The organism is Nocardioides sp. Leaf285, from assembly GCF_001422955.1.
Lineage (GTDB): Bacteria > Actinomycetota > Actinomycetes > Propionibacteriales > Nocardioidaceae > Nocardioides > Nocardioides kribbensis.
This window is the reverse complement of sequence record NZ_LMNH01000003.1, coordinates 595,282-619,129: the sequence shown is the minus strand read 5'-3', so window position 1 is coordinate 619,129 and position 23,848 is coordinate 595,282. Positions and strand designations below refer to the sequence as shown.

At 76.2% G+C, this 23,848-nt stretch carries 13 protein-coding genes; 4 read left to right on the top strand and 9 right to left on the bottom strand.

The features are described from left to right. Positions 1-19: 19 nt before the first annotated feature. Genes ASF47_RS11225 through ASF47_RS11215 form a run of 3 tightly spaced genes read left to right on the top strand, consistent with a single transcriptional unit; the run spans position 20 to position 3,737 of the window. Entirely contained in the window at positions 20-1,129 is a 1,110-nt protein-coding gene (locus tag ASF47_RS11225; RefSeq protein ID WP_056864063.1) for a hypothetical protein, read from the top strand. Further along, complete coding sequence (locus ASF47_RS11220; protein ID WP_056864062.1) at positions 1,126-2,163, top strand: sulfotransferase; 1,038 nt, start codon at positions 1,126-1,128, stop codon at positions 2,161-2,163. Before ASF47_RS11225 ends, ASF47_RS11220 begins: the two co-directional genes overlap by 4 nt. Before the next feature lie 59 nt (positions 2,164-2,222). Further along, a complete protein-coding gene (locus ASF47_RS11215) occupies positions 2,223-3,737 on the top strand; it encodes a hypothetical protein (protein WP_056864061.1) in 1,515 nt (504 codons plus the stop codon). Here ASF47_RS11215 and ASF47_RS11210 read toward each other — a convergent pair. From ASF47_RS11210 to ASF47_RS11170, 9 genes are all read right to left on the bottom strand, one after another. Next, positions 3,727-5,031: a glycosyltransferase family 4 protein gene (locus ASF47_RS11210; protein WP_056864060.1), complete on the bottom strand. Its 1,305-nt coding sequence runs from the start codon at positions 5,029-5,031 to the stop codon at positions 3,727-3,729. The genes ASF47_RS11215 and ASF47_RS11210 overlap by 11 nt on opposite strands. Continuing rightward, complete coding sequence (locus ASF47_RS11205) at positions 5,028-6,287, bottom strand: glycosyltransferase (RefSeq protein ID WP_056864059.1); 1,260 nt, start codon at positions 6,285-6,287, stop codon at positions 5,028-5,030. Before ASF47_RS11205 ends, ASF47_RS11210 begins: the two co-directional genes overlap by 4 nt. Before the next feature lies 1 nt (position 6,288). Then, a complete protein-coding gene (locus ASF47_RS11200) occupies positions 6,289-7,713 on the bottom strand; it encodes an O-antigen ligase family protein (RefSeq protein WP_056864058.1) in 1,425 nt (474 codons plus the stop codon). After that, positions 7,710-9,242 carry a lipid II flippase MurJ gene (locus ASF47_RS11195; RefSeq protein WP_162242271.1) on the bottom strand — a complete coding sequence of 511 codons (1,533 nt, stop codon included), beginning with the start codon at positions 9,240-9,242 and terminating at the stop codon, positions 7,710-7,712. The genes ASF47_RS11200 and ASF47_RS11195 overlap by 4 nt, the downstream gene beginning before the upstream one ends. A 68-nt stretch (positions 9,243-9,310) precedes the next feature. Continuing rightward, the gene (locus ASF47_RS21455) at positions 9,311-10,345 is read right to left on the bottom strand and encodes a hypothetical protein (protein WP_056864056.1); all 1,035 of its coding nucleotides are present in this window, start codon (positions 10,343-10,345) and stop codon (positions 9,311-9,313) included. Next, on the bottom strand, positions 10,335-12,191 hold the full coding sequence (locus tag ASF47_RS11185; RefSeq protein WP_056864055.1) for a 6-bladed beta-propeller: 1,857 nt from the start codon (positions 12,189-12,191) through the stop codon (positions 10,335-10,337). Before ASF47_RS11185 ends, ASF47_RS21455 begins: the two co-directional genes overlap by 11 nt. 13 nt (positions 12,192-12,204) lie before the next feature. Next, positions 12,205-15,108, bottom strand: coding sequence for an Ig-like domain-containing protein (locus ASF47_RS11180; protein WP_056864054.1), 2,904 nt, complete (start codon positions 15,106-15,108; stop codon positions 12,205-12,207). After that, a complete protein-coding gene (locus ASF47_RS11175) occupies positions 15,105-17,741 on the bottom strand; it encodes an Ig-like domain-containing protein (protein ID WP_156697860.1) in 2,637 nt (878 codons plus the stop codon). Before ASF47_RS11175 ends, ASF47_RS11180 begins: the two co-directional genes overlap by 4 nt. Then, positions 17,738-22,429: an SMP-30/gluconolactonase/LRE family protein gene (locus ASF47_RS11170; protein ID WP_056864052.1), complete on the bottom strand. Its 4,692-nt coding sequence runs from the start codon at positions 22,427-22,429 to the stop codon at positions 17,738-17,740. The genes ASF47_RS11175 and ASF47_RS11170 overlap by 4 nt, the downstream gene beginning before the upstream one ends. A 157-nt stretch (positions 22,430-22,586) precedes the next feature. On the opposite strand from ASF47_RS11170, the gene ASF47_RS11165 reads away from it, so the two are divergent. Beyond that, positions 22,587-23,687 (top strand): LCP family protein, encoded by a 1,101-nt coding sequence (locus ASF47_RS11165; protein WP_082500213.1) that lies wholly within the window; start codon positions 22,587-22,589, stop codon positions 23,685-23,687. Positions 23,688-23,848 lie beyond the last annotated feature (161 nt).

The window sequence follows — 23,848 nt, the reverse complement described above, 5'->3', positions numbered from 1 at the left end:
GCTGCCTAGGTTCGGCGCCATGCAGCTGACCGAGCTCCTCACCGCCGCCGGCCGCGCCCGGTGGCTCCTCGTCGTCCTCCCCGTGCTCTGCGCCGCGCTGTGGGTGGGGGTGCACGCCGACGACTCCCCGCGCGCGACCTCGCTGGCCACCGTGGCCGTGGTCGTGCCCGAGACCGACACCAGCGCCTCGGCCGTGGCCCAGGCCGTCGAGGCCTTCCGCTCGGCGCTGGTCTCGGAGACCGCGGTGCAGGACGCCGGCGACGCCGTCGGCGTCGAGCTGGTCGTCGACCGCGACGTCACCGCCGAGCGCGTCGGCACCTCGAACCTCCTCGACGTCGAGGTGCGCACCCCGCCGGGCACCGACGTCGCGGCCGTCGTCGAGGCCCTCGTGCGCAGCACGGCCCAGGAGCTCTACGTCGCGCCCGTGGGCATCGCCCAGGCCCGGCTCGACCGCGCCGACGCCCGCTACGCCGACGCGCTCGAGCGCCGCGAGGGGCTCACCGAGCGCTCGGGGCTGCTGCTGCCGATCGAGGCCTACCGCGCCAAGGAGAGCGAGGCGACCCAGCTGCGGGTCGCGCTGACCACAGGCCTGGCCAACGGCACGGTGGGCGGCGCAGGGGCCGCCGCGCTCCAGGAGGCCCTGGACCGCGCCGAGGCCGACCTGGCCCGGATCGGCACCGCCGTCGACCGCTACGAGCCGGTGCAGGACGAGGTCGAGCGCTCCCGCGCCCTGCGCGCCGACGCCCGTGCCGAGCTCGACGCCGTGCTGGTGCGCCAGGACGCCGCCGTGCAGCCCGAGACCCTCGACGTCGGCGACCCCGTCACCGAGAGCCGCCGCACCCTGCTCGTGCGCGCCGGGGTGACGGGCGCCGTCGGCGGCCTGGCCCTGGCCGCGGCCGTCGTGCTGGCCGCGGGACTGCTGCGCGACCGCCCGCGCACCCACCGCTCGGGGCCGGCCCCGGCGCCGGCCAGGGGCGAGCCCGGGCCCGCGTCGACCCCCCGGCGCGAGACCCGGCGGGCGCGCCGCCGGCGCTCGGTCTCGGCCCCGCCCGCCCCCGGGGCCGACGCCCCGGACCAGGACCCCGAGCACGACGGCCCCCGCACCCCGACCCCGGTCGGTCGGCGATGAGCGTCGAGCCCGCCGCGGGCCCGCGGCCGGCCACCGGCCCCAACACCGGCCACACCACCGGACCGACCACCGGACCGACCCGCGTGCTCTACGTCGCCGGCACCGGGCGCAGCGGCAGCACGGTGCTGGCCAACCTGCTCGGCGGTGTCGACGGCTGGGTCAGCGTCGGCGAGATGCGCTTCGTCTGGGAGCGCGGCCTGCTCCAGGACCGCCTCTGCGGCTGCGGCGCCACCTTCTCGGCCTGTCCGTGGTGGGGCGAGGTGCTCGACCTCGCCCTCGGCCCCGGCCCCGGCGCGGAGCGACGGGCCCTGGCCGAGCGGATGCACGCAGAGCTCACCGCGCGCACCCGTCTGCGCACCCTGCCCACCCACGTCGTGCACCAGCGGGCGCGGGTCTCCCTGCGCCCCGACGGCGAGCTCGAGCGCCTCACCGGGCGTCTCTACGCCGCGGCCGCCGCCGTGGCCGGGGCCTCGGTGGTCGTGGACTCCTCCAAGCTGCCCACCTACGCCGCCGTGCTCGACGCCCTCGAGGACGTCGAGCCCCTCGTGGTGCACCTGGTGCGCGACCCGCGCGCCGCGGCGTACTCCTGGACCCGCGTGCGGGCCCAGCCCGACCTCGGCGCCGGCGCCCTGATGGAGCGGCGGGGCGCGTGGAAGAGCGCGGCGCTGTGGCTGCTGTGGAACCGCGGCATGGAGGCCCTCGTGCCGGCCGGGTCCGCCCGCTACGTGCGGCTGACCTACGAGGACCTGCTCGCCCAGCCGCGCGAGCAGCTCGACCGGGTGCTGCGCACCCTCGGGCTCGACGGCGGCGACCTCGGCGCGCTGCTGCCCGAGCCGGGCGTGGCGCGGCTCGGGGTGCACCACACCGTCGCCGGCAACCCCGCGCGCATGCGCAGCGGCCTGGTGCTGCTCACCCTCGACGACGAGTGGCGGCGCTCGATGCCGCGGGCACAGCAGCGCGCCGTCACCGCCCTCACCCGGGGCACCCTGCGGCGCTACGGCTACCGGCTGCGCCCCGGCGCCCCGGGGCGGTGAGCCGGCGCCGGCCCCTCGGGGGCGTCTGCGCGTCACCGGGTCGGCCCGCGTCACCGGTCGTGCTGCTCGTCGTCGCCCTCGCGCTGGGCGGCTGCGGCGGGACCGACCCCGCCGCCCGGGAGCCGGCCGCGCCGACCGCGCTGCCCGGCGCGACAGGGACGCCGGGCGCTGCGGGGGGCCGGCCCACCACCACCGGCTCCGCGACGCCCGCCCCGGTGCTCCCGGTCGACCCCGACGCCCGGGTCAGGGCGGGCGCGGCCGGGTGGCTGGGCCTGAAGTGGAGCCGGGCCCAGCCCGGCACCTTCGGCTACGTCGCCGACTTCCCCGCGGGCCTCACCTTCGCCGAGGTCGAGTGGTGCGACCTCGAGCCCCGCCCCGGGGTCCTCGACTGGACCCGTCTCGACGCGCTGGTCTCCGACGCGGTCACCCTCGGCCACGCCCCGATGCTCAAGCTGCGCACCGGCCAGTGCTGGGGCACCACCCCGCCGCGGGTGCCGCTGCCGCCCGGCCGGGTCGGCGACGAGGCGGCGGGCAAGCAGACCTCGACCCCGCCGCGCGACCTCGACGCCTACCTCGCGCTCGTGCGGCGGGTGGTGCAGCGCTACGCCGCGCGGGGCGTGCACGTGTGGGCGGTCGAGAACGAGACCGACGTGACCGGCTTCTGGGCCGCCTCCCCCGCCGCCTACGACCGGCTCGTGCGCCGGGTCGCGCCCGTCGTGCGCGCCGCCGACCCCCGCGCGCGGGTGCTCGACTCCGGTCTGTCGAGCACCGGGTACGGCGTCGTGCTGGCCGCCCGGCTGCTGGCACGCGACCGCGACCGGGCCGCCCTGGCGGCGTACCGGCTCCACTACGGGCGCCGCATCGAGGGCGGCGCCAGCCGGTGGCCCGCGGTCGAGCGGGTCGGGGGGCGCGACGGCCTCGCGGCGGTCCTGCGCAGCGAGCCCGCCCGGCGGGCCCGGCAGACCTGGCGCCACGCGCTCGCGCTGGTGCGCGACGGGGTCGTCGACGCCTACCAGCTGCACTTCTACGAGGCGCCGGAGGCGCTGGCCCAGGCGCTGCGGGCCGTGCGCGGCGCTCTCCCGCCCGGCGCCCGCGTCGAGGCGTGGGAGGTCGGCACCGCCTGGCCCGGCCCGCGGTGGGACGCCCGCCGGCAGGCCGGCGACCTGTGGCGCTCGACCGCGCTGCTGCTGGGCTCCGGGGTGCGCGTGGTGGTGCAGCTGCCCGTGGCCTGGACCCCCGATGCGGACGCCCAGGTCTTCCGTGGGCTGACCCGCCCCGACGGCCGCGTGCTGCCGGCCGGACGCGGCTGGGCGGTGCTCGCGCGGGCGCTCGCCGGCGCACGGCCCGGCACCGTGGCCCCGGTGCGGGAGCGACGCGGGCTGCGCGGGGTGCGGTGGCTCGCCGGGCCGGCCGGGTCGCCGCGGCCGTGGCGGGCGGTGGTGTGGTCGGAGACCGGCCCGAGCCCCGCGCCGCGTGCGTGGCGGCTGCGCGCAGCCACCGGTCGCCGGCTCCCCGTGGGGTCCGACGTCGGGGCCGCGCCGGTCCTGGTGCGCTCCCCCGGCCCTATCCGCTGAGCGCCGCCCGGACCGCGGCCTCAGGACCCACCGGACCCACCGGGCCCACCGGTCCGTGGCGGCGGGCGCGGGCGCGGCGGTAGACGGCCTCCAGCAGGTCGGTGGCGACGTCCCAGTCGTAGCGGCGCACGGCGTCGGCGCGCAGCTGGTCGGCACCGGCCTGACGGGTGGCGGCCGGCCGGTCGAGCTCGCTCTGCAGCACCCGGCGCAGGTCGTCGCCGTCGCCGGCCCGGAAGACGGCCCGCCCCGGGGCGGAGCCGCCGAGGATCTCCAGGTGCGGGGCGATGTCGCTGGCCACGACGGGCCGGGCGTGCGCGGCGGCCTCGAGCAGGGCGATCGGCAGGCCCTCGAGGAGCGAGGGCTGGGCGACGAGCGTGGCCCCGGCCTGCAGGGCGGTGAGGTGGGCGCCGTACTGGTAGCCGATGAGGTGCACGCGGGGGTCCAGGGCGGCGGCCGCGCGCAGCTGCTCGACGTAGGCGTCGGTGTGGCTGCTGTCGCCGACCAGCACGAGCCGCTGGTCGGTCGCGACGTCGCGGAAGGCGCGCACCAGGCCGAGCGGGTCCTTCTCCGGCACCAGGCGCCCGACGAACGCGACGTAGCCGCCCGGGCGCAGGCCGAGCCCGGCGAGGAGGTCGAGGTCGGCGGTCGGCACGACGGGCACGCCGTTGCCGATGTAGGTGGTGTAGCGGCCCAGCTCGTCGCGGTAGTGCTCGGCGAGCGCGCGGGAGACCACCACCACCTCGTCGGGCACGTGGGCCGACAGGGTCCGGCCGGCACGCAGCACGCGCTGCGCCCCACCGCCCCACTTGTCGCGCTGGTCGTCGAGACCGTGCACGGTCTGCACGACCGCGGCGCGGCTCAGCGAGCGGGTCAGCGGGGAGAACAGACCGGGACCCAGGGCGTGGTAGTGCACGACGTCGAGGTGGGCGCCGGCCGCGACGAGCGCGCTGAGCGCGCTGTGCACGAAGGCCTCTCCCCCGGCGTGGCGCACGGTGGGCAGCGAGGCCAGGTGCACCCCGTGGTAGCTGCGGGTCGTGCGCTCGGCGTAGCCCGGACGGCAGTAGACGGTGACGTGGTGGCCCCGGGCGGCCAGCCGCGTGGCGATCTCCTCGACGTGGCGCTCGACGCCACCGGCGCGCGCGGGCAGCCCGCGCTGCCCGATCATGGCGATGCGCAGCGGGCCGCGCGGGTCGCGACGGGGCCCCGCCGGCTCTCCGGCGGCTCCCGGTGCGCTCGGGGCGCTCGGGGCGGGCAGGGTGAGGGGCGTGCCGGGGCGGCTGGAGACGACGGTCATGACGCGCTTGCTTCCTGGTAGTGCCGGACGACGGAGCGGAGGTGGGTGCGGGGGTCGTGGTCGCGGGCGACCCGGGCCCTCCCGGCCAGGCCGCGGCGCCTGGCGCGGGCGGGGTCGGCGAGCACCGCGCCGAGCACCTCGGCGAGCCGGGCGGGGTCGTCGGGCGGCACGAGCCAGCCCGTGGTCTCATCGACCAGCTCCGGCAGCCCGCCGAGCGTGGTCGTCACGACCGGCACCCCGAGGGCCTGCGACTCCAGCACCGACAGCGGCTGGTTCTCGTGCCAGCGCGAGGGCACGACCGACGCGGTGGCGCCGGCCATCAGCGCGTGGAGCTCCTCGCGGGCCAGACGCCCGTGGAAGCGCACGCGCCCCGGGGCGACGGCCGCGGCGAGCCGCTCGAGCTCGGCACGGGCGGGCCCGTCGCCGGCGACGTCGAGCACCGGCCCCGCGGGTTGCCCGGCGCCCCCGGCGACCCCGGAGGAGGCCAGGTCGAGGGCGCCCACCGCGCGCACCAGGGTGTCCACGCCCTTCTCGCTGGACAGGCGCGCGGCCACCACGAGCCGCGGGTCGGCGGGCGGGCCCTCCGGAGGCGCACCGAGCACCGCGAAGTTGGGCTGCACGCGCACGCGCCCCGCCTGCACGCCGGCGGCGGCCACCTGGTCGCCGAGGAACCGGCTGGGGGCCAGGAAACGGTCGACGGCGTCGTAGGCCCCGAAGCGGCGGTGCAGGTCGACCTCGAGCGCCGCGGCGGCGCTGGCCGCGCGCGAGCCGCCCTGGCAGGAGCGCCGGGCGGCCTCCCACGGGCCGCGCGTCACGCACGCGGTGCAGGGCGCGTCGTGGTCGAGGAAGCGGTAGGTCGGACAGACCAGCTTGTAGTCGTGCAGGGTCAGCACGACCGGCACCCCGCGCGAGGAGGCCGCGTGGAGCACCGAGGGCGAGAGCTGGTGGTAGACGTTGTGGGCGTGCACGACGTCGGGGCGGAACTCCTCGATGGCCGCCGCCATGCCGCGGGCCGCGGGCACCGACCAGACCATGCGCCCGAGCAGCCCGAGGCGGGCGACCGTGCCGGAGGGCGCCGGGTCGAACTCCACGTGGCGCGGTGGGCGGCCGACCGAGGCGACGTCGTTGTCGGGGTGCTGCATCCCGAAGAAGGCGACCTCGTGGCCGTCGACCCGTTGCAGCTCGGCCAGGTCGAGCATGTAGCCCTCGGCCCCGCCGCGGCGGTGCAGGAACTTGTTGACGTGCAGGACGCGCATCTCACTCTCCCCCGGTGACGGCCTCCCCGGCCGCGCTGGCGCGACGGCCGGTGCCGGGCTCCACCGTGCCGCCCGTGGGGTCCTCCTCGGCGCGAGGCGGCCGGCCGTGCTCGTTATTGGGGACGGGTCCGGTGTGGAGGGCGGGGTGGAGCGCCGGGTCGAGGGCCGGGTCGAGGGCCGGGTCGAGGGCCGGGTCGGTGCCGCGCTGCACCATCGCCGAGACGCAGCCGGCCAGCGCGGCGAGGTAGACCCCGACCACGACCTGCGACATCAGGTTGGCCACGGCGCTCATCAGCACGTAGCCCGCGGCGACCCCCGCGAAGGCCGCGGCCAGGGCACGGTCGGCGACCGGGCCGCCCCGGGCGCGGGCCCAGCCGCGCACGGCGGTGCGCGCGAGCTGCGCCACGAAGAGCGTGAAGGCGAGCAGCCCGAGCAGGCCCATCTCGACGTAGGCGCGCAGGAAGTCGTTGTGGGGCTGCTTGCCCTCGAGGCTCTCCCCCGCGACCTGCTTGAGACCGATGCCGGTGACGGGGCTCTCCGAGGCCAGGTCGAGCGCCTCCGACCAGTACTCGAAGCGCCAGGTCAACGAGTTGCCCGGCTCGCCGCGCAGGCTCTCCTCGTCGCCGAGGTCGCCGAAGCGCTGGGCGATGCCGGGCACGAGCAGCAGCACGACGACCAGCGCGCCGGCCACGCCGAGGAGCAGCCGGCGCTGCCGCAGCGCCACCACGACCGCGACGCCCAGCAGGGCGGCCAGCCAGGCGCCGCGGGTGTAGGTGGCCAGCAGGCCGAGCGAGGCGAGCACGGCCACGGCGGCGCAGACCAGGCGCAACCGGGTCTCGCTGCGGTGCACGACCTGGGCCAGCGCCACGACGACCACGATCGAGAGGTAGGCCGCGAAGGGGTTGGGGTGGGTGAAGGTGCCGACCGCCCGGTCGAAGCCACCCGCCTCGAAGAGGCCCTCGCCCCGCACGACCTGCACCGCGGCCGTCGACAGCGGCACCACCGCGGCCAGCAGCAGCACGAGCACGAGACGGCGCCGGAAGGTCGCCGAGGCGGCCAGGCGCTCCACCACCAGCAGGGTCACCGCGATGCTGGCCAGCCTCGTCCACTCCACCAGCGCCACGGCGTACGCCGGGGCCACCGCGACGCCGACGAGGCCGGCCCCGGCGAAGGCCAGGGAGGTCAGGGCGAGCGGGGAGAGCCGCGGCCAGCCCTCGCGGCGCCAGGTCGCGAGCAGCCAGGTCGAGGCGGTGCCCAGCAGCAGGATGCCCAGGAGCGCGGCGGGGTCGAGGCCGGCCGGCCCCGGCACCCGCACGGCGTCGAGGGAGGTGCGCACGAGCAGGACGACGAGCACGAAGAGGTCGATGCGCCGCAGCGCGAGGCCCACGAGGAGCACCACGCCGAGGCCGACCACCAGGCCGGTCACGACCCGGCCCCCCCGGTGCGCCGGTGGCGGCCGCCGGTCGAGGCACGGCGCTGCACGACGACGGTGAGCACGAGGACCACGACGCCGACCGAGCCCGCGACCACGAGGCGCAGGGCCGAGCCCGGCAGCAGCGGGGCGAGACCGCCGCCGAGCGCCCAGGCCGCGCCGGCGGCCGCGGCGACGGCGAGCGCCCCCACCACCGACCCGCGCAGCGCCGCGGCGTCGAGCCGCGGTCGGGGCAGCTCGGAGCGCACCAGGCAGTGGTGGGCGTGGACCACGTTGGCGAGGTTGCCCGCCACGAAGGCGGCGGCGACGCCGAGCACCTCGTAGCCCGTGCCGAGCAGGGGCAGCACCGCCACCGGCAGCAGCGCCAGGTCGACGGCGACGCCGACGACCGCGTTGCGCAGCGGCACGCGGGTGTCGCGCGCGGCGTAGTAGGGAGCCAGCAGCGCCCGCTGCACCGCCGAGGCCGGGAAGGACAGCGCGAGCACGACCACGCACAGCCCCAGCAGCCGGGCGTCGGACTCCCCGAAGCGGCCGAGGCCGAAGAGCAGCTCCACGCCCGGCACGGCGAGCACGACGGTGAGCGCGGTCAGCGGCAGCGAGACCGCCACCATCAGCCGCAGGCCGAGGGTGGCCAGGGCGGCGGCCTCGTCGCGGCGGCCCGCGACCTGGGCCCGGGTCAGCCGCGGCAGCACCGCGACCATCACCGAGCGGAAGAGCACCGTGCCGCCGACGGCGGAGACCAGCCGGTTGCCGTAGTGCAGCACCGTCGCCGACCCGGGGGCCAGGAAGGACGCGATGGCGGTCTCGGCGACGCGGGCGAGCGGGTTGAGCCCGGCCGCGGTCGAGGGCCGGGCCAGCAGCCGCGGCAGCGCCACCAGCTCGGGGTCGCGCCAGCGCGGGCGGGCCACCCGGAAGCCCCGCACCACCGCCCAGGCGAGCACCAGCAGCAGCTGGCAGGCCGAGCCGACGACGTAGGCCAGCGGCAGCACCCGGACGTCACCGGGCCAGGTGAGCACCAGGCCGGCGGCCACCAGGTTCATCACCACCGTCATGGCGGCGGGCACCACGACCTGGGCGCGGGCGTTGAACCACGAGCGCAGCACCTCGCAGCCGGCCGCCAGCGGCAGCGTCCAGACCATCACCCACAGCAGCGAGGCGGTGAGCGCGGTCTGCTCGGCGTCGAAGCCCGGCGCCAGCACCCGGGCCAGCAGCGGCCCGAGCGCGCCGAGGGCCAGGGCCAGCGCGGCGCCGATGCCCACGGCCCCCAGCAGGGTGCCCGTCACCAGGCGTCGCATCCGCCGTGCCTCGAGGGTCACCGCCCAGGTGGCGAAGGTCGGCACCAGCACCTGGTTGCCGAGCAGGAGGAGCACGGCGGTGCCGGCCAGCGGCAGCCGCGCGGCGGCGACGAAGGCGTCGGTGTCGCGACCGGCCCCGAAGGCGGCGGCCGCCGCGACGTCGAGCAGCAGCCCGGCGCCGAGGGCGAGGGTGGCGACCGAGCCGCTGAGCGTGCTCTGGCGGGCCACGCCGCGCGTGCCGGTCGGGGGCGCCCCCGCGACCGCGGTCGCGGGCGCGACCGACCCAGGACCCACCCTCACCGCCGGGGGTCCCGCGGGGCCTGCCGCCGCAGCGACACGTCGGCCGCGGCGGCCAGGTCGGTCTCCAGCGCCGTGCACGCCGCCCGCACGCGCGGGTCGAGGTCGAGGCGGCGTGGACGCACGCTGCGCGCGTCGACGTGGGACCACAGCCCCGGGGCCGGCTCGAGGCCGAGGAAGCGCGCCATCGCACCCACCGACGGCTCGGGGTCGGCGACGGTCCGCTCGTAGGAGACCACGTGCACGTCGCGGCGCCGGTGCAGGCCACCCTCGAGCAGCAGCCGGTTGCGCACCACCCACAAGAGCGCCGCGGCCGACCAGGGGTCGAGGCGGGCCGGGTCGAGGGAGCGCACCAGGTCGAGGGAGGCCGGCGAGAGGCCGCGCTCCTGCCAGCGGCCCGTCCGGCGCCCCTCGGCCGCCGCGGCGGCGATCTCGGCCAGCACGCGGCGGTTGACGTCGCCGAACTTCGCGACCGCCGAGGCGGCGCGACCGTCGACGTCGCGGTAGACCCACACGGCGCGGCTCTCGGGCCCGAGACGGTCGAGCAGCTGCGCGGTGCGGTCGCTGTCGCACAGCGCCTTGAGCAGCACCACGGCGTGGCGGCTGTCGCCCACCACGCCGCGCACCACCGCGTCGTCGCGCAGCTGGAAGCGGGCGAAGGCGCGGCGGTCGTTCTCGTTGTGCACCTCGACCGAGGGGTCGCGCTCGATGCCGCGCACGACCATGTTGGTGCCCGAGCGCTGCACCCCCACCACGAGCACCGCGCGCGCCGAGCCGGCCGGGCGCGGGTGCGCCCGCCGCCACCGGTACGCCGACACCGCCCCGGCCAGCCGCTCGCGCGGGTCGAGCCCGTCCTCCTCCACGAGGCGGCCGAGACCGTCGCGGCGGGCCCAGGCCACGTGGCGGCCCGCGCGGGCGCGCAGCCGCGCGGCGGGCGAGGCGTCCTCGGGCAGCGGCGCGGCGGCGAGGGCGTGGACGGGCCCTGACGCGGTCTCGAGGGGGGCGTGGGAGTGGGACAGCGGGTCAGGACACACGGAAGACCTCCACCCGGTCGTTGCCGGTGTCGGTGACGTAGAGCCGGCCCTGGGGATCCAGGGCGAGCGCGGTGGGCCGTCGGAAGCGGCCGTGGGCGCGGCCGGGTCCGCCGAAGGAGCCCACGAAGGCCCCGTCGAGGCTCAGCACGCTGATCCGGTTGTTGTCGGTCTCGGAGACGAAGAGCCGGTCGCCGCGCACGGCCACGCCGTAGGCGCCGTCGAGCTGCCCGGGCCCCGTGCCGTGGCTGCCGAGCTTCGCGAGCAGCACACCGGTGGAGGAGAACTTGTAGACCACGTCCTCGGTGGGTGCGGCGGCGTAGACGTTGCCGGCGGCGTCGCGGTCGACCGAGGTGCAGCCGAAGAGGACGTAGTTGCCGGTGAGGGCGCCCTGGCCGCACGGCGCCGACCAGACCAGGTCGCCGGAGCGGGTCAGCACCTGCAGGCGACGGTTGCCGGAGTCGGGCACGTAGAGGAGACCGTCGGTGCCGACGTGGATCCCGCGGGAGTAGTAGAGCTGGTCGGGAGCGGCTCCCTGGCTGCCGAAGGAGCCGAGGGGGCCACCGTCGGCGGTGTAGTGCTTGACGTCGGCCGAGCGGGTGTTGTTGAGCCACACCGTGCCGTCGGCGGGATCGACGCCGACGCCGCGGGGGTAGTCCATGGCCGTGCCCGTGCCGCGGCCGCGGTAGCCCCAGGAGGTCTGGTAGCCCCCCGCGCGTCCGAAGCGCTGCACGCGGTGGTTGAAGGTGTCGGCGACGAAGACCTGACCGGTGCCCTGGTCGACCGCGACGCCCTCGGGCTGGTTGAAGCCGCCGGGCGGCGCGGGCTCGGGCACCGCCGGCACCTCGCGCACCAGCGCGCCAGACGGGCTGAAGACCAGGACCCGCTGACCGGTGTAGTCCATGACGTGGAGCGCGTGGTCGAGCCCCACGGTGAGCTCCCGGGGCCCGCCGGTGGTGCCCGGGTCGGGGCCGGGCACGGTGAGGGTGGCCACCGGTGTGCCGTCGAGGGTGAGCTTCTCCACCGTGCCGTCGGAGGCGTCGCTGACGTAGACCCAGCCGTTGTCGAGGTCGAGGGCGAGCCCGCGCAGGTCACCGCCCAGGAGGCCGGGTCCGGCACCCGGCGTGCCGAAGGTGCGCAGGTAGGCGCCGTCGCGGTCGAAGACGAGCACCCTGCGGTTGCCCGCGTCGAGCACGAAGACCTGCTCCTCGGGGCCGATCGCGATCCCGCGCAGGCCGAGGGTCTCCCCCGGCCCGGTGCCCGTGCGGCCGAAGCGGAAGAGGAAGGCCCCGGTGCGGTCGTAGACGTTGACGGTGTGCGGGCTGGTCCGGCTGATGCTCTGCGAGTTGACGGCGTAGACCCAGCCGTCGTGGTTCACCGCGAGCCGGGTCGTGTAGTAGCCCCCGGTGGGGTCGATGTCCCACGTCGCCCGCGGGGTGCCGTCGGGGTCGTAGACCTCGATCTCGCGCGGGATGGTGTCGGCGACGTAGAGCACGCCGGACGTGGGGTCGACCGCCAGGCCGTAGGGCTGGTTGGTCTGCCCCGGCCCGCTCCCCTTGCCCCCGATCACCTGGAGCAGCTCGCCGTCGGGTGAGTAGCGCTTGACGTCGTAGTTGTTGTAGTCGCCCACCAGGATCGACCCGTCACGGGCCGTGGCCGCGCCCCAGGCGTAGAGCCCGGCGTGGCCCGGACCGCCGATCTGGCGCACCCAGGTGGCGGTGACCGCGGCCTGCGCCGGTGGCAGGGGCAGGCTGAGCGTGCCGGCAGCGACCGCCGCCAGGGCGGCGACGACCGCCACGAGGGCCGCGGCGCCTCGGCGCCGCCGGCGCGACGGGGTGGGACGGGACACGGTGACGACCTCCTCAGGGAGCGACGGTGAAGGAGCGGAAGGCTTGCGTGGTGGGGTTGCCGGCGGCGTCGGAGGCCCGCAGCTGGTAGCCGTAGGACCCCGGGGCCGCGGCCCAGGGGCGCGACCACGTGGTGCTCGCCGCTCCGGGCGGGGCCAGCGCCGCCGGGAGCCAGCTGAAGGCGCCCCAGGAGCCGTCGAGGCGCAGCCACCGGCCCGTGGTCTTGTCCTTGAGCGCGACGTCGACCGAGGCCACCGCGCGGTCGTCGGTGGCGGTGCCGCCGAGGGTGGCGGCGTCGGCGGTCACGGTGGAGCCGGCGGCCGGCTGGGAGTCCGAGAGGACCAGTGGCGTGGTGTCGGGCGGCAGCACGCCGGTGAGCGTGAAGGAGCCGACCACGGCGACGGCACCGGCCCCCAGCACGTCGGTGGCGCGGGTGGCGACCTCGTAGCCGTCGGGCGACGGGTCGGCCCACGACCAGCTCCACGCGGTCGAGCCGGTGGAGGGGTCGGAGAGCGCGGCCGGGAGCCAGGCGGCGGTCGTCGAGAACGAGCCGTCGGGCTGCAGGAACTGCCCGGTGCCGCTGCGGCGGATCCTGACCTCCACCGACTCCACGCCGGTGTCGTCGGCCGCGTCGCCCGACACCACCAGCGGCGGCTCGATGGCCACGCTGTCGTCGGGCGAGGGGTTGGTGAGCACCGTCTCCGGGGCCACGGTGTCGGTGGTGGTCTCGGGCACCACCGTGAAGTCGACGGAGGTCGGGGGCGAGGCGTTGCCGGCGACGTCGACGCCGCGCACCTCGGCGTGGAAGCTGCCGGAGTACTCCACGCCGATGAAGCTCCACGCCCAGGTCATGCTCCGGGCGGTGTCGCCGACCAGCGGGCTCAGCGCCCAGGTCTGCGTCGTCGACCAGGTCGAGTTGCCCGCGTCGAACCACAGCCCGGTGCCGGTGTCCTGCACGGCCACCTGCACCGAGGCCACCCCGGTCTCGTCGGTCACGGTGCCGCTGAGGCGCACCGGACGGGCCGGCACGGTGGCGCCCTGACCCGGGTAGGCCAGGGTCGTGGTCGGCGGCGGCCAGGCGCTGCCGCCCCGGGCCCTGGCGGGGTCGAAGACCATCACGCGGTCGTTGCCCGCGTCGGCGACGTAGAGCAGGCCCTCGTCGTCGGTGGCGATGCCCGAGGGGTTCTTGAACTGGTAGGCGCCCTGGCCGTAGCCGCCCCACTTGCCCAGGAAGGTGCCCGAGGTCGTGAAGGCCTGCACCCGCGAGGCCAGGTCGTCGGTGACGTAGAGCACGCCGTTGCTGACGACCATGTCCCAGATGTGGCGGAACTGCCCGTCGCCGGTGCCGGACGTGCCGAAGCTGGTCAGCAGGGTGGTGCCGGTGGGGTTGTAGACGTAGACCTTGGTGCCGTCGGCGAGGAACACGTTGCCGGTGGCCGGGTCGATCGCCCCACCGTGGTTGCCGGCCCGCGTGATCTGGCCGATCTCCGTGCCGGAGGCGGCGTCGAGGATCTTGACCTTGCTGGAGTTGCGGTCGGTCACGATGGCCCGCCCGGCCTGGAACTCGATGTCGAGCGGCCACCGGAAGGAGCCCGGGTCGGCCGAGTCGCTCTCGGCGCTGCCGAGCTGGTCGACGAAGGTGCCGTCGTACTCGTAGCGCTTGATGTGGTGCCCGCGCTGGTTGGCCACCCAGACCCGCCGGCTGACGGGGTCGACGCCGATCCCGCGGGGGTAGTTCATGCCGTAGGTCGGCGAGGCCGAGCGGGTGCCCCAGGTGCCGATGAAGGCACCGGTCGGGGCGAAGCGCTGGAAGCGCTGGTTCCACGAGTCGGCCACCCACACGTCGCCGGTCTGGTCGTCGACGTCGACGTCGCGCGGCTCGCCGAGCTGGCCGGCGACGGCCGGCTGCGCGGGGCGCGGGAAGAAGCCGGCGTCCTCGCCGGTGGCGGTGAAGCGGTGCACGCGGGCGTTGCCGTACTCCGCGACGTAGACCGTGCCGTCGGGCGCCACCGCGGGCTGGCGCGGGCTGCCCAGGTTCAGCGGGCCGGTGCCGGCCCCGGCGCCGAGGGTGTCGACGTGGTTGCCCTGCAGGTCGAAGACCTCCACCACGCCGGTGGTGGGCACCGAGACGTAGAGCCGGTTGCGCGCGTCGTCGACGGCCATGCCGCGCGCGTCGCCGCCGAGCACGTCGGCGCCGTAGGTGGCCAGGTAGGAGCCGGTGGGTGAGTACTTGAGGATCCGGTTGTTGAAGGTGTCGGTGAGCCAGAAGTTCCCGGCCGCGTCGGTGTCGATGCCGTAGATGCGCGGGATGGTGCTGCTCGTGGTGCCGGGCGGGAGCACGTTGAAGGTGCGGGTGTTGCGCCCGTCGGAGAGCCGCCAGACCCGCACGGCGGGCGGGTTGGTCAGCGAGTTGGCGTAGTGGCTGTCGGCCTGCACCAGGTTGCCGGCGGCGTCGATGCTGATCCAGGCCTGGTAGTCGATGCCGTTGAGGGTGAGCTGGCGCAGGAACGCACCGTCCTTGCTGTACTGCGCGACCTTGTTGCCCGGCTGGCCGTCGGCGATCTCCGGCACGTAGATGTCGCCCTGGCGGGGGTCGACACCGATCGAGTACGGCTGGCCCGTCGCGTTGGCGCGGTAGAACGAGCCGAGGACCCGCCCGGCCGGCGTGTAGCGCCGCACCTGGTTGTTGAGGTAGTCGCCCACCACGACCTCGCCGTTGACGGGGTTGACCTGGACCCCCCACGGGAAGACACCGGGGCGGCCGTTGCCGCTGATCGAGCGCACCAGCGCCGGGGCGCTCCACGCCGCCTGCGCCGGCGGGCTGCTCAGGCCCACGAAGACCAGACCTGCGGCGACGACGGCCAGCGCCAGCACCACCGGGGGCACCCGACGCCGCGCCGTGCTCACCGGGGCGCTCACGGGGTCACCGTGAAGGACCGCCAGCCGGGCTTGCCCGTGCCGGTCGCGAGCCGGCCCGCGGTGTCGGTGGCGTCGGTGGAGAAGCCGTAGCCGCCCGGGGCGACCCCGGCCAGCTCGTAGGACCAGGTCGTCGAGGCGCCGCCGGGCGCGGCGAGCACGGCGCTGACCTTGGTGGCCGCGGCCTGCCAGGTGGTGCCGTTCCACCACAGGCCGGTCGAGGACTGCTTGATGCCGAGCTTCACGGACGCGACCCCCCGGTCGTCGCTGGCCGAGCCGGTGATGCTCACCGGCGCGGGCACGGAGGCGCCCGCGGCGGGCGCCGTGATGGTCACGACCGGCGTGGCGGTGTCGCTGCCGCCGCTGGTCGCGGTGAAGGACGTCGCCGGTCGCGGCGTCGGGTTCTGGTTGCCGCTGGCGTCGTCGACGCGCACCTGCACGGCGTAGCCGGTCGCGCTGGGCAGCGTGAGGCCCAGCGACCAGCCGGTCGAGGTCGAGCCCGGGGCGGCCAGGGTGGTGGGCACCCAGGTGAAGGCGCCCCAGCTGCCGTCGGGGCGCAGCCAGGTGGAGGTGTCACCACGGCGCACGGCGACGTACGCCGCCGCGACGGAGCGGTCGTCGCTCGCGGTGCCGGTCAGGGTCACCGGCCCCACGGGCACCTGCTGGCCCGCGCTGGGCGAGGTCAGCGAGCCGCTCGGCGCGGTCGTGTCGGGCGGCGGCGAGGCGCCCATCGTGTAGGTGCGCACGACGTCGGCGTAGGTGTCGGCGAGGTAGATGGTGCCGGTGGGCCCGACCTCGACCGCCGAGGGGTGGTGCAGGCCGCCGACGGTGGCCTCGACGCTGCGGTCGGGGGCCAGCACGACCATCTCGTCGTCGCCGCTGTCGGCCACCACGACACGGCCCGTGGGGTCGACGCCGACGCCCTCGGGGGCGTCGAGCGTGCCGCCCGCGGTCCAGCTCCGCACGGGCGCGAAGCCCGCGGCCGGCGAGTAGGTCAGCTCCTGCACCCGGTTGTTGCCGCGGTCGGCGACGTAGACGTGGCCGTCGGGGCCGACGGCCACCGCGCTGGGGAAGCGGAAGTTGGTGGCCCCGGCGCCGCGGGAGCCGAAGACGTGCACGGGCAGCGGGCCCTTGTTGTCGGTGCCGAAGACCGCGCCGGCGACGTCGTAGGCCTTGATGCGGTGGTTCTGGGTGTCGACGACGAAGGCGTAGCGGTCGGAGGCGCGGATGGCGATGTCGTAGGGCCAGTTGAAGGAGCGGGTGTCGGTGCCGGCCGGGGCGTTCTTGACGAAGCCGATGCCGGTGCAGCCCTCGTCGAGCACCTGCAGCTGGTGCTGCTTGGTGTCGGCCACCCACAGGTCGCCGGTGGCGGGGTCGACCGCGAGGCCGCGGGGCCAGTTGAACTGCCCCAGCTGGGTGCCCTCGGCGGCGCGCTGGCCGCAGTGGCCGACCAGGGACCCCGAGGCGTCGAAGCGGCGGAACTGGTGGTGCACGGTGTCGGAGACCCACAGGTCGCCGTCGGGTGCGAGCGCCATGCCGCGCGGCTCGTGGAAGACCGCGGTGGAGGTGGCCTCGGGCATCACCGCGCCGATGGTGCGGTCGTAGGAGAAGCCGGTGTCGGTGCGCTCCCAGCGCTCGACCCGGTCGCCCCACAGGTCGGCGGCCCACACGTCGCCGCTGCCGTCCTGGGCCACCGCGACGCGGCGCATCGTGGTGAACGTGCCCACGGTGGTGGGCTCGCCGTAGGTGCCGAAGGCGGTGACGAACGTGCCGGTGGTGGTGAAGACCTGCACCCGGTTGTTGAGCCCGTCGGCGACGTAGACCAGCTCCTGGCCCGTCACCGGGTCGAGGGCGGTGGCGATGCCGTAGGGGGTGCGGAACTTGCCCTCCGCGGTGCCGGTGCCGCCCCACGTCGCCAGGCAGGTGCCGTCGGGGGCGAACTTCACGACCTGGTTGGTCTTGTAGCCGGCGACGTAGATGTTGCCGGCGCTGTCGGCCTGCGCGTCGCGGTTGTCGTTGATGTTCGTGCAGGCACCGTTGGCCACGACGGTCTGCAGGACCGCCAGGTCGTCGTCGAGCACGACGACGCGGGCGCGGCCGGTGTCGCCGACGTAGACCTTGTCGCCCTTCGCGGAGACCCCGAGGGGGAAGGAGAAGGCGGTGGCGGGTCCGGTGGTGGAGCCCAGCCAGGCACCGCTCGGGGAGAGCTTGACGATGCGGCTGTTGCGGGTGTCGGCGACGTAGACGTTGTTCTGGGCGTCGACGCCCACGTCGCGGGGGTTGTCGAACTGTCCGGTGCCCGCGCCGTAGGTGCCCACCGACCACACGAGCGTGCCGTCGGCGGTGTAGCGCGCGACCCGGTTGTTGCCGGTGTCGGCGACCACGACCGTGCCGTCGGGCGCCGTCTCGACCCCCGAGGGGTACATCTCGGCGTGCAGCGGCCCGCCGAGCACCGGCCCCGGGTCGGCGGGGCCGGCCGAGGCGGGGGCCGCGACGACGAGGGCGGCGCTGAGCACCAGCCCGGCCAGGGCGGCCAGGACGGCCAGCGGTGCGGGGGTGCGGCGGGTGGTGGGCATCGGGTCCTCGTGGTGGTGTCGGGTGCAGGTGCCGCCGGGGCGGGCGGGCGGAGCCGTCACGGGGTGACGGTGAAGGTGCTGCGGGGCTTGGTGGGGTCCTGGTTGCCGGCGGCGTCTCGGGCGATGGCGGTGACGGCGTAGGTCCGCGCCAGCGGCGGCTGGAAGGTGAAGGCCCAGGTGGTGCTCGTCGCACCGGGGGCGGCGAGGACGGCGGTCACGGTGCGGTAGGACGCCCCGAAGCTGCCGTCGGGGCGCAGCCACTCCTTCGACACGGTGTCCTGCACGGCCAGCAGCACCGTGGCGACCCCGGTGTCGTCGGTGGCGCCGCCGCGCAGCGGGACGGCCCCGAGCGGCACCTGCGCCCCCTGGGCCGGGCTGGTGACGGTGGCGTCGGGGGCCACGCTGTCGCTCGCGCGCACCGTGACCTGCCGCGAGGCGGGGGTGGCGTCCTGGTTGCCGGCACCGTCGCGGGCCCGCGCCGTCAGCAGGTACCTCCCCGTCGCCAGCGGCACGTCGAGGGACCAGCCGGTGCTCGCGGCGCCGGGCGCTGCGAGGTCGGCCAGGCGCTGGGCGCCCGCTGTGGTGCTCCCCCAGCTGCCGTCGGCCTTGAGCCACAGCCCGGTGTCGCGGTCCTTGACCAGCACCGTGACCGAGGCGACGCCCGACCCGCCTGCGGGGTCGCTGGCGGTGCCGGTCAGCGACAGCGTCGGCGGCGCCACGACGGCGTCCTGCGCCGGGGAGGTCACGACCGTGTCGGGCGCCCCGGTGTCGGCGCCCGCGACCGTGAAGGACCGGGTCGCGGTGGCCGGGTTGGCCGCCTGGTCACGGGCGGTGACGCTCACGGTGTGGCCGCCGGCGGTGCCGGCGACGAAGGACAGCGAGAAGCCGGTCGAGGTGGACCCGGGGGCGGCGAGGGTCGCGTCGAGCTCCTGGCGGGTGCTCCCCCACGCCCCGGAGGCCTGGAGCCAGCTGCCGTCGGCGCGCTGCACCGCCACGGTGACCCCGGCGACCGAGGTGTCGTCGGTGGCCGTGCCGGTGACCGCGACGCTGCCCGCCGGGAGCGAGGCACCCGCGGCCGGTGCCGTGACCGTCACGCCCGGGGCCGTGGTGTCGGGCGGCGGCGGGGTGCCCTGGGGGTCCCACAGCGAGACCCGGTCGTTGCCGTAGTCGGCCACCGCGAGGTCGCCGTCGGTGGGGTCGACGGCGACCCCGCGGGGCTGCTCGAGCTGACCGCTGCCCGACCCCGTGGAGCCGAAGGCGGTCTCGACCGCGCCGGTGGCGTCGAGCACGACCACGCGGTCGTTGCCGGCGTCGGCGATGTGGAGGCGCCGGTCGGCGCCGGTGCCGGTGACCAGGAGGCCGCCGGGCTTGCGCACCTGGCCGCTGCCGGTGCCGGAGGCGGCCACGGTGGCGAGGAGGGCGCCGGCGGTGGAGTAGCGCTCGACGCGGTTGTTCTGGGTGTTGGAGACCAGCAGCGTGCCGTCGGCGTCGACCGCGACGCCCTCGGGCCTGCTGGCCGCCGCGGCGCCCGCGACCGGGAACGTGCCCAGCACGGCACCGTCGGAGGCGAGGTGCACGACGCGGTTGTTGTTGGTGTCGGCGATCCAGTAGCCGCCGCTGCCGTCGAGCGCGGTCTGGTGCGGGCGGCTCAAGGTCGTGCCGGCCGGGGGCTTGACCTGGCGCACGAAGGCGCCGGCGGCGGTGAAGACGTCGATGCGGTTGTTCTCGCTGTCGGTGACGACGACGTCGCCCGCGGCGGTGACGAGCAGTCCGCGCGGGAAGATCAGCGAGCCGTTCTGCGGCCCGTAGCCGCCCCACTGCGAGACGTAGGAGCCGTCGGGCGCGAAGCGCTGGACGCGGTGGTTGAACCAGTCGGCGGCGTAGAGCGAGCCGTCGGGGCCGTAGGCCACCGCGAAGGCGCCGTTGAAGCCGCCGGCGGTCGGCTTCGTGCCCCCCACCGTCCGGTCGTACGCCGGGGACGCGCCGGCGCCGTCGTAGACCGCGAGCCGGAAGTTGAACGTGTCGCACACCGCGACCTCGGTGGTGCCCGGCAGCCGGGTGACGCAGTGCGGCGAGCGGAACTGCTGGGCCCCGTCGCCGTAGGCCGCGACGGGGGTCGCGCCGAGCGAGCCGCCCGTGGCGGTGAGGTGCTGCACGCGGTAGTTGAGCGCGTCGGCCACCCACATGCCGCCCGCGCCGTCGGAGGTGACGCTGCGCGGCGACTTGAACTGCACCGCCCCGGTGCCACGGGTGCCGAAGGTGCGCACGCAGGCGCCGGTGGCCGCCTCGAGCACCACGATCCGGTCGTTGTCGGTGTCGGCGACCAGGACCCGGCCGTCGTCGGCCAGTCCGACGTCGCGGGGGCGGGAGAAGGCGGTGCCGCCGCAGGTGGTCTGGGTCCAGGCCGTCGCCCCGGTACGGGTGAGGGCCCGCACGCTGTTGGCGTAGGTGTTGGCGACGTAGACCCGGGTGGCGTCGTTGGCCAGGCCGTAGGGCTGGGTCAGCCCGCCGATGGTGCCGAGCTGCTGGCCGGTGCGCGAGAGGCGCACGACGCGGTTGCCGCCGGTGTCGGTCACCCACAGCGCGGTGGGGTCGGCCGCGTCGAGCTCGAGGTCGCGGGGGTCGGTGAGACCGGTCGTGGTCAGCGGCGTGACGGTGCCGGTGGCGGGGTCGAGGGTCACGACCCGGCTGCCCCCGGAGTCGGCGACGTACCAGGTGCCGTCGACCACGGCGAGGCCGGCGGGGTAGACCGGGGCGCGACCGCCGGGGTCGGAGAGCTGGTCGCGGTAGACCGGGCTCAGCGGCTCCTGCGGCGGGTCGACCGGGCCGGGGGCGGCGAAGACCTGGACGCGGTCGTTGTAGGTGTCGGCGACGTACATCCGGTCGTTGCCGAAGGCGAGGTCGTGGGGGTCGAAGAACTGGGTGTCGCCGTTGCCGCGCGAGCCGAAGCCGTCGCCGAGGTCGACGAGGTCGGCCGAGAGGTGCACCAGGCGGCTGTTGCCGGTGTCGGCCACCCAGACCGAGCCGTCGGGGGCGACCTCCAGGCCCTGGGGGCCGAGCAGGCCGGTGGCGAAGGAGGCCAGCGGCGTGCCGTCGAGGGCGAGCTTCTGCACCCGGTCGTTGCCGGTGTCGGCGACGTAGACCGCGCCCGGCGTCACCGCCACGCCCATGGGGTCCTGCAGCTGTCCGGGGGCCGCGCCCTGGGAGCCGACGGTGGCGAACGTGCCGCTCGCGGGGTCGAAGGTCTGCAGGCGGTGGTTGCGGGTGTCGGCCACCCAGACCAAGCCGTCGGCGCCGACGTCGGCGTTGGAGGGGTAGTTGAAGCGGCCCGTCTCGCTGCCCGTGGAGCCGTAGGACGGCACGCCGGTGGGCGACAGGTCGGCGGCGAAGCGCTCGATGCGGTCACCGCGCGTGTCGACGGCCCACACCGAGCCGTCGGGCCCGGTCGTCACGCCCTCGGGCCAGGAGAACGTCGCCGGCTGGGTGCCGCGGGCACCGACCCGGTCGACGTACGTGCCGTCGGGGCGGAAGCGCTGGATGCGGTGGTTGAGGCGGTCCATGACGTAGACCTGGCCGCTGGGGGCCACGTCGACGGCGTAGGCCTCGGCGAAGCCGGGGGCCGGTGCCTCGGCGCCCTCGATGGAGCGCACGGAGGCGCCCGCGGGGCTGAAGACCTCCAGGCCGCCGCCCCAGAAGTCGGCGCCGTAGACCGCGCCGTCGGCGTCGACGGCCACGCGTCGCAGGTGGTTGAACAGACCCGCGTCGGCCGGCGGGTCCTCGCAGGGCTGCGGGTGGTTGCTGCAGCGCCCACCGAAGGGCGGCAGCCACTGCGGCGTGGGGCCGGAGAGGTCCCAGCGAGCGATGCGCCCGTTGCCGGTGTCGGAGACGTAGATCGTGTCGCCGTCGGCGGACCAGACCGTGTTGTAGGGGAAGTTGAGCTGACCCTCGCCGCTGCCCGAGGCGACGCCGTCGCCGAGCACCACCGCGGGGGTGGTGCTCGCCCACACCCCGGCCGCGGACACGTCGTAGGCCTTGACCTGGTGCTGCTTGTAGGCCGTCAGCCAGATCCGGCCGTCGGGGCCGCGGGCGACGTCGCGGATGCCGTTGGCGCCCAGCGCGGTGCCGGTGGGCGACTTCCAGCGGAAGACCCCGTCGGCGTCCCAGGCCTTGACCAGCGACTGACCGGTCGAGGCGACGAGCAGCACGTCGTTGGCGGCGTCCCAGGTGACGCCGATGGGGGTGTTGAGGGTCTCGTTGCCGGTGCCGAGGCCGCCGCGCTGCCACAGGAAGGTGCCGGTGGAAGTGAACTTCTGGATCCGGTTGTTCTCGGCGTCGGCGACGTAGACGTCGCCGGCCTCGTCGACCGCCACGTCGCGCGGGCTGGCCATCTGCCCGGGCTCGGTGCCGTAGGTGCCGAAGCCGCCGAGCTTGGTGCCGGTGCGGCTGTAGAACAGCACGCGGTCGCGGCCGGTGTCGGCCACGACGAGCCGGTCGTGGACCGCGTCGACCTCGAGGCCGGAGGGGTACATCGCCGCCTGGGAGGGCCCGGCCAGGGTGCCGAGGAAGTCCGGCGGTGCCGCCGCGGCCAGCCGGGCCGGTGCGGCGCTCGCCGCGGGCTCGGCGCCGCGGGCGCTCGCCGCCAGGGCCAGGCACGTGGTCAGCACCAGCGCGAGGGTGAGCAGGGCCGCGGCGATGAGCACGGCCTGCTCGCCGTGGGTGCGCTGTCGTTCGATCCGGTGTCGGGCCACGAGGGCGATACGACCAGCGACCGCCCGGCCCCCCGGGCCCCGCAGGGCCTTTTGCCTCATTGTGGGGACCCCCGGCGGCGTCGCGCCCGCTCCCCACATTTGAGGACCCCCGCACAGGCCGTGGCGAGGGGGGCCCGGAGCGACGGAGGCTCGCCCCATGACGACCGCTCACGACGCTCCCCCGAGCCCTGGAGCACCGGCCGACCCCGCCGGCCCCCCAGCCGGCCCCCCGGCCAGCCGCCGCGCCCGCGCCGCCATCATGGTGGGCTGCACGGTGCTCACCACGGTGCTCGCCGCGGTGGGCACGCTGCTGGTGGTGCAGTCGCACCTGGCCGGGCAGGTCGACCGCGTCGACGGCGTCTTCACCGGCCTCGAGGACCGGCCCCCGCGCCCCAGCAGCGGCCCGGCGGCCGACTCGATGAACATCCTGGTCATGGGCACCGACCGGCGCGCCGACGGCCTCACCACCGGCACCGAGGCCGACCTCGAGGGCTGGATCCCGGGCGCGGGTCGCTCCGACGTCATGATGCTGGTCCACGTCGACGGCGACCGCGCCGGCGCCTCGGTGGTCGCCTTCCCCCGCGACTCCTGGGTCGACGTGCCGGGCTGGGGCTCGCACAAGATCAACGCCGCCTACTCCTACGGCGGCCCGCGCCTGGCCGTCCACACCGTCGAGGAGCTCACCGGCCTGCGCGTCGACCACGTCGCCATCACCGACTGGACCGGCTACGGCTCGATCATCGACGCCGTCGGCGGGGTCACCGTCACCGTGCCCCGCACCGTCACCGACACCCGGCACGACGTGGTCTGGGCCCAGGGTCGGCAGACCCTCGACGGGCGCCAGGCGCTGCTCTACGTGCGCCAGCGCTACGGCCTGCCCGGCGGCGACCTCGACCGCATCCGCCGTGAGCTGGCGGTGGCGCGCAACCTCGCCCGCGGGGCGCTGCGCGAGCTCGGCGGGCCCGCTCCCTGGGACGTCTACGACCTGCTCGACACCGTCACCCGCAACGTCACCGTCGACAGCGGCTGGGAGGTCTCCGACATGCGGGCCCTCCTCACCGAGCTGCGCGGCATGACCAGCGACGACATCACCTACCTCTCGGCCCCGGTGTCGGGGCTGGGCCGCGAGGGCGCGGAGAGCGTCGTCTACCTCGACCGCGCCCGGGCCGACACCCTGTGGGAGGCCCTGCGCACCGACACCGTCGAGGCCTGGGCGGCCCGGCACCCCGAGCTCACCACGGTCGGGCCCGTTCTCTGAGGCACCGTGCTCCGAGGCACCGTGCTCCGAGGCACCGTGCTCCGAGGCACCGGCCGATCCTCCAGATCGGTGATCCCGAGCAAAATCCGGAGACCTCCCCCACGCTCTTGTCCAGGGTCATGGGTCCCACGCGGCCCTGATTACCCCACTTTGCTGATGGA

Excerpts from the sequence above, each read along its gene's own strand:
- ASF47_RS11225 (WP_056864063.1), top strand. The coding sequence starts at position 20 with ATGCAGCTGACCGAGCTCCTCACCGCCGCCGGCCGCGCCCGGTGGCTC.
- ASF47_RS11220 (WP_056864062.1), top strand. The coding sequence starts at position 1,126 with ATGAGCGTCGAGCCCGCCGCGGGCCCGCGGCCGGCCACCGGCCCCAAC.
- ASF47_RS11210 (WP_056864060.1), bottom strand. The coding sequence starts at position 5,031 with ATGACCGTCGTCTCCAGCCGCCCCGGCACGCCCCTCACCCTGCCCGCC.
- ASF47_RS11205 (WP_056864059.1), bottom strand. The coding sequence starts at position 6,287 with ATGCGCGTCCTGCACGTCAACAAGTTCCTGCACCGCCGCGGCGGGGCC.
- ASF47_RS11165 (WP_082500213.1), top strand. The coding sequence starts at position 22,587 with ATGACGACCGCTCACGACGCTCCCCCGAGCCCTGGAGCACCGGCCGAC.